General features: G+C 38.2%; 3 protein-coding genes. All 3 read left to right on the top strand.

Translation table 11 applies throughout. The features are described from left to right. Positions 1-1171 precede the first annotated feature (1171 nt). Complete coding sequence (gene urtA / locus ACP6PK_RS00235) at positions 1172-2416, top strand: urea ABC transporter substrate-binding protein (protein ID WP_426556743.1); 1245 nt, start codon at positions 1172-1174, stop codon at positions 2414-2416. A 904-nt stretch (positions 2417-3320) separates the two neighbouring features. Continuing rightward, positions 3321-5414: an elongation factor G gene (fusA, locus tag ACP6PK_RS00230; protein WP_094673072.1), complete on the top strand. Its 2094-nt coding sequence runs from the start codon at positions 3321-3323 to the stop codon at positions 5412-5414. A gap of 1574 nt (positions 5415-6988) precedes the next feature. After that, a partial coding sequence (locus tag ACP6PK_RS00225) for a tetratricopeptide repeat protein (protein ID WP_426556741.1) occupies positions 6989-7239 on the top strand: 251 nt, incomplete at its 3' end.

Here is a 7239-nt window from a genome sequence, read left to right as displayed (position 1 = left end):
TTCATTGTTTCTCCTTGATCATGAGAGGCTTTAAACCTTAATTATTCGGTAAAAATCCATCAGTTAACCCTTAATAATCTATCGAATTACATCGTTTATTACAAAGCTGTTTGCGCAGCATGACCTAGGAAGAGCTGACCGCTAATAGCTGTTTGCGCAGCATTCCGCAGGAAATGCTTACATTACCCAATTATTAATAATTAATAATTAATAATTAAATAATTCTGGTTTAAAACCTCCCCTTTTAAGGGCAGGGCTGTTTCATTCTTGGTTAAGACAGAAGGGGAGCAGGGGAGCAGGGAGCAGGGGAGAATTTTCCACGCTTTACCCTAGATTTTCCCCAAATTTATCAATTATTCTTAAAGGTTAAAAATACGAATTGTTGTTATTTGAGGGAATTGAACCAGATATTTAGACAGAGTTTAATGACACTCCGAAGCTGAAAAATCGGCACTGATATGGCTAATTTCTCTATTTTCTGATCCTAAACATCTCTAGTTCTCCTTAAATTGTTAACTCATTTAGGCTTTGAAACAGCCCTGCCCCTTGGATAGGGGAAAAAAGCGGTCGTTTCGGCGCTTGAGCCGACATGAATGCGGAGCATGACCTAGGATGGGATGGCGTTTTGCTTCGCAACATATAAAGCAAAGCGGGTCCGTAGGAGCGGGTCTCCCGAAGAGTGCAGAGCCACTCCGAAGTGAGCCATATCCAATCGACCAAGAAAAGAAATAATATTTCCTGATCTTCAATCTGATGGTTTTAACCAGAGGTAATTATCAATTATCAATTAATGAAACATCTATACAAACTTAATTTTTATAATTATAAATAACACAGAGAATCGGAATAGGTAAACAATTTTGCTTAGGTACTTACTAATTTAATAAGTGTTTGTAAAAAATAGTATAAGTAAGCAAGAGGTAAGAAGGAAGAAGGCTTTATTTATCTAGGATAGAAGGAATAAATATTGAAAAAAAGGGGAAATAATAGAACTAGCTGTCTCAAATGAATTGTAGCAGATATTTTTCAGCATCTGCGTTCGAGATTCTATTTTTGTCGCCTTCTTTTTTCATGCTTAGTGTGAAAAAATACCGTACATCATTCATAATAAAAGTGCTATAACTTTTTTGAATTCTTCTCGATCAAAAAAATCATCTTTTGATAAAAGATAATGCTAAATCGACTGAATAGACGGAAATTTTTAATCAATAACGCTCTAGGTATAACCTCAGCTTTACTACTCAAAGCTTGCCAGAATCAGAATGATTTAACATCAAAAAATGAACCAGAAATTATCAAAGTCGGTATATTACATTCATTAACAGGCACAATGGCAATTAGTGAAAAAAATGTTGTAGATGCCGAATTATTAGCAATTGAAGAAATTAACAAATTAGGAGGTGTATTAGGAAAAATAATCGAACCAATTATAGAAGATGGAGCTTCAGATTGGCCAATGTTTGCTGAAAAAGCAACTAAATTAATTAAAGAAGATCGAGTAGTAACAGTATTTGGTTGTTGGACATCAGCTAGTAGAAAAGCTGTTTTACCTGTATTTGAGTCACAAAACCATTTGCTTTGGTATCCTGTACAATATGAAGGTCAAGAATGTTCTAAAAATGTATTTTACACAGGTGCAACACCAAATCAACAGATTGAACCTGCGGTTAAATGGTTGTATGAAAATAAGGGTCAAAAATTTTTTTTAATTGGTTCTGACTATGTTTTTCCTCGGACAGCCAATGCTATAATTAAAGCCAAAATATCTAATCTTGGAGGGGAAATATTAGGAGAAAATTATATTCCTCTAGGCCGTAAAGAATTTAAAGAAATTATTGCAGAAATTATCGCCAAATTACCCAACGGTGGCGTGATATTCAATACTCTAAATGGTGACAGTAATATAGCATTTTTCCGAGAATTAAGTGCTACTGGTTTAAGACCTAATAAATATCCTGTTATGTCTGTAAGTATTGGTGAAGCTGAGGTCAAAGAAATTGGCATAGAATATCTTATTGGTCATTATGCAGCCTGGAATTATTTTATGACTGTTGATACTCCAGAAAACCAAAAATTTATCCAAAAATTCCAAGAAAAATATGGAAATAATCGAGTTATTAATGACCCAATGGAAGCTGCTTATATAATGGTTTATTTATGGAAGCAAGCAGTTGAAAAAGCAGGTACAGCGAATGATTTAGAAAAAGTAAGTCAAGCTGCTTTAGGTCAAACTTTTAATGCGCCTCAAGCAAAGGTAAAAATGGAAAATAATCATCATCTTTCTAAATATTTTAGAATCGGTGAAGTGAGAAATGATGGTTTATTTGAGATAATTTTTTCTACACCGGAAACTATTCAACCTGAACCGTGGAATGAGTTATTACCTGAGACTAATGGTAGAATTTGTCAATATTGACCAATAAATAAGCCTACAGGAGTAAAACTGTTAGTTGGACTGGTGAAATTATTAATAATTTAGGTGGCAAAAAAGTTGTTTTTGGTAGTAATGGATTTCGACTTGACCGTGATTTAAACGGCGCTCGCGGAATCTTTATTAAAAGCGTGGTAGAACATCCTTCTATCACTTTGGGAGATACCCCCTCAATAAGTTAATCTTATTGTGCATTGTTAGCTTTTGTTAACAAAATAGTATCGGCTTCAAGCCTCCTCTTGGCTGCACCATCTACTGTACAAGGTTAGGACTTACGGAAAGACCATGTATGTAGCGTTCAAAACTATAACGTTATAGTTTTTTAACTCTATATATATTATATATATAAACTATAGTACCTCTGCGTAAGTCCTCATAAAAAAGAAAATTCCAGATTTTCAAGCCTCCGACTTCAAGGGGAGGTACTGATATAAGTCATAGATTACTTTTGACTTTTGACTTACACATAGAGCTATAGAATGGTCAAATCTTTGCCCACCCAACGCTAATTTTTGGTCAATATACTTTACAATCAGCAATATAACTAAGGGAATAAAATAGGATTTCATACCATTATTGGGACAATCCAGCCTCAGCTAAGGGCCAGCCTATCAGTTATCAGTTATCAGTTATCAGTACCACTTGCTGAAACTTAGAGACTTGAAATACTGAAGTTGATTTTCTCTTGGTCGGATTAGATATGGCGAAGTCTCCTCCCCATCTCACCCTACGGGAAGCTCGGCTTTTCATGTCGGCTCAAGCGCCGAAACGACCGCTTTTTCATCCCCGATCCAAGGCGAGGCTATTGACCTTATTGTTTGGTCAAATAAATACCCTATGTGTAATACTAAAAGAGTACAATTTGTAACATCTGACAAAAGAGTTAAACATGAAAAAAGACCTCACTAAATATCGCAACTTCGGCATCTTCGCCCACGTTGACGCGGGCAAAACCACCACAACAGAAAGAATATTGAAACTAACCGGAAAAATCCATAAAATCGGTGAGGTCCACGAAGGTGCCGCGACAACAGACTTTATGGAACAGGAGCAAGAGCGGGGCATTACGATTCAGTCTGCCGCTACAAGCTGTTTCTGGAAAGATTGCCAATTAAATATTATTGATACTCCTGGCCACGTTGACTTTACCATCGAGGTATATCGTTCTCTCAAGGTACTTGATGGTGGTGTAGGTGTATTCTGTGGCTCTGGTGGTGTAGAACCCCAATCTGAAACTAACTGGCGTTATGCTAATGATTCTAAAGTTGCTCGGATTATCTATGTAAATAAGCTTGACCGGACAGGAGCAGATTTCTACAGAGTTGTCAAGCAGGTTGAAGATATACTCGCGGCCAAGCCATTAGTAATGGTATTACCAATTGGTATTGAAACTGAATTTGTGGGAGTTGTGGATCTACTAACCCGCAAGGCTTGGGTTTGGGATGATTCTGGAGACCCAACCAAATACGAGATTAAAGACATTCCAGAGAATATGACTGATGATGTCGAGAAATATCGGGAAATGTTGGTTGAAACTGCTATTGAGCAAGACGATGATGTAATGGAAAAATATCTGGAAGGAGAAGAACCAGATGTTGACACCCTGAAACGTTGTATTCGTAAGGGAACTAAGGATCTGGCTTTCTTCCCCACCTACTGTGGCTCATCTTTCAAAAATAAGGGCGTCCAGTTGGTACTTGATGCAGTTGTAGATTACTTGCCTAACCCCACTGAAATAAAACCACAACCTGAGATTGACCTAGAAGGTCACGAGACTGGTAACTTTGCCTATGTTGATCCAGAAAAGCCTCTGCGTGCTTTGGCCTTTAAAATTATGGACGATAAATATGGTGCTTTGACCTTTACTCGCATCTATTCCGGTACCTTGTCTAAAGGTGACACAATTCTCAATACTTTTACAGGTAAAACTGAGAGAGTTGGACGTTTGGTAGAAATGCACGCCGACTCCCGCGAAGAAATTGAATCTGCTCAAGCAGGGGACATTGTTGCTATTGTGGGGATGAAGAATGTGCAAACTGGCCATACTCTCTGCGACCCCAAACAACCTGCTACTTTGGAACCGATGGTGTTCCCTGACCCGGTAATTTCTATTGCTGTGGCAGCTAAGGACAAAGGTTCTGTGGAAAAACTGGGTTTGGCATTGAGTAAAATGGTTCAGGAAGACCCATCTTTCAGAGTTGAGACAGATGCTGAAAGTAACGAAACCATCATCAAGGGTATGGGTGAATTACATTTGGATATTAAAGTTGATATTCTCAAGCGGACTTATGGGGTTGATGTGGAAGTTGGTAAACCACAGGTAGCTTATCGTGAATCTATTACTAAGCGTCTTGAAGATAGTTATACTCACAAGAAGCAGTCTGGTGGTTCTGGTCAATTTGCTAAGATTGATTATGTGATGGAACCTTCTGAAACTGGTGAAGGTTTCCAGTTCGAGTCAAAGGTGACTGGTGGAAATGTTCCGAGAGAATTTTGGCCTGCTGTACAAAAGGGCTTTGAGTTTAGCTTTGAAAAGGGTATGTTAGCTGGTTATCCTTGTGTGGATATGAAGTTCACATTAACTGATGGTGCTTTCCACCCGGTTGACTCCTCAGCGATCGCTTTTGAAATTGCTGCGAAAGCTGCTTATCGTCAGTCTTTTTCTAAAGCTGCTCCTCAGTTGCTGGAACCGATAATGAAGGTTGATGTGTTTACTCCTGACGATCATGTTGGTGATGTTATTGGAGATATTAACCGTCGTCGGGGAATGATTAAGTCTCAAGATTCGACAGCAACTGGTAGTCGTATTAAAGCAGATGTGCCATTGAGTGAGATGTTTGGTTATATTGGTGACTTGCGGACTATGACTTCTGGTAGAGGTCAGTTCTCAATGGAGTTTTCCCATTATGCACCTTGTCCTAGTAATGTTGCAGAAGTGGTAATTAAGGAAGCTAAAGAGCGTCAAGAAGCTAAAGCTAAATAAGCATTCAGCAGTGAGCAGTCAGCTATCAGCTATCAGCTATTTTCGTAGGAAAAGCTGAATGCTTGGTTAATTTGAACATATACAGGGCGGAGAATTTAAGTATTGATGCCCTGTATTTTTTTATTTTTGACTGGAGAAAGGCTTTGTTGCATGAAACTATATAGGGCTTGCTGATTAAATATCAAAGCATTGACGAATAAAGGTTTGAGCAATTTTAGGTCTGGAAAAAGTACCAGCTTTTTGGTTTATAAAGCAGAAATTGTGAGCATTTTGGGTAGATTATGGCAGAAAAATCACTCTTACTATTCTTCCTCCTGCCTCCTCTATAATTCCCATTCCTCCTGACTCCTGTACGGGCGTTAACGATAGTTATGCGAAGCTAACGGCCGTTTCGCTGCGCGACATGAAACGCCCCTACGACTCCTGACTCCTACCCTTCACCCATAAGACTTTTGAGCGCAAACCCTATATAGTTGCTGCACAAGCAAGTGCATATGTACTTCACTTCTGCGCGGAAACTGCTATAACTATTGGACAATAGATGAATCAAACATCAATATAAGACAGAAAAAGGCTGAAACTTTTACCTGTAAAGGTTTTGAGATTTGGTCGGCAAACCCTAACTATTGGACAATAGATGAATAGAACATCAATAATTGCGAAATAGATCGATATAGCAGCCGCATATCAAACGCATTTGATATGTGAACCAAAGCGGAATGGATGTTCTATCCCTACTTTTATGCAACAAAGCCCTGGAGAAATGTAGTGGGTTTTATGGCGCTGTGCGCAGGCAACAGGCAACAGGCAACAGGCAACAGGGGGAATAAATTGCCGATAATATAAGACTTTTAGCTCTTTGGCCTCTCCTGCAATTTGTAAATATACCAGCGCTCATTGCTATATATCATTGATACTAAATCCGGTTTAAAAACACCAGTTTTGAACAAATGGCGAAAACCCTGTAGAGACCTTTTGTATGCAAGGTCTCTACAGGGTGGGATATAACGAGTATTTCACGAGTTATATCATGTCCGGATGATTAGGTATAAATAAAATATTTGGCGATCAAGAGGATCTATTTTAATTTTTCCCCTACTCCTCTACTCCCCTACTATCTTAAATTATAAGCGTTCAATCAGACATGGTATTACTTTGCTCGGTGCAAACATTCCCCAATTTTTATCTATAAATAGAATATTTAGTGGATGAAAACCGATTTTACAAGAGGCTTTAGCCATGAGAAAACTTTTTTTTAAAACAGACCATCCTGATGTGGCTGTTAGCTTAAATGACTTAGGTTCCCTATAGAAACCCTAACAGTATCTCCAGAAAATAGGTCCTGGTGGAGAATTAATTGATAAAAAATGGGTAATAATTGATTTGATGATGGGATGAGTGGCAGATATCTAATACACCCCATCTCCCCATCTCCCCCACTCCCCCGCTCCCCTACTCCCCTACTCTCAATCTATAATTTTAAATAGATCCCTTCAGGGGTTCTATACCATTTTCAAAGAAAATATAGTGAAGCTGAACCTCTTTTATAAGAAGCTTTAGCTATTTATAAACGTTTGTTTAAAACAGAGCATCTTGATATAGCTAATAGCTTACATAACCTTGCTCAACTCTACAATTATCAAAGAAAATATAGTGAAGCTGAACCTCTTTTACAAGAGGCTTTAGCCATGAGAAAACTTTTTTTTTCAACAGAGGATCCTGATGTGGCTGTTAGCTTAAATGACCTAGGTTCCCTATACCATTTTTCCGGAAAATATAGTGAAGCTGAACCTCTTTTACAAGAGGCTTTAGCCATGAGAAAACT

This window comes from Dapis hubbardiae BLCC-M172 (assembly GCF_050016015.1).
Taxonomy (GTDB): Bacteria; Cyanobacteriota; Cyanobacteriia; order Cyanobacteriales; family Microcoleaceae; genus Trichodesmium.
This window is presented reverse-complemented; position numbering and strand designations above follow the sequence as displayed.

What these genes read in the sequence shown, in the direction of transcription:
- fusA (WP_094673072.1), top strand. Translation starts at nt 3,321, where the DNA reads ATGAAAAAAGACCTCACTAAATATCGCAACTTCGGCATCTTCGCCCAC.
- urtA (WP_426556743.1), top strand. Translation starts at nt 1,172, where the DNA reads ATGCTAAATCGACTGAATAGACGGAAATTTTTAATCAATAACGCTCTA.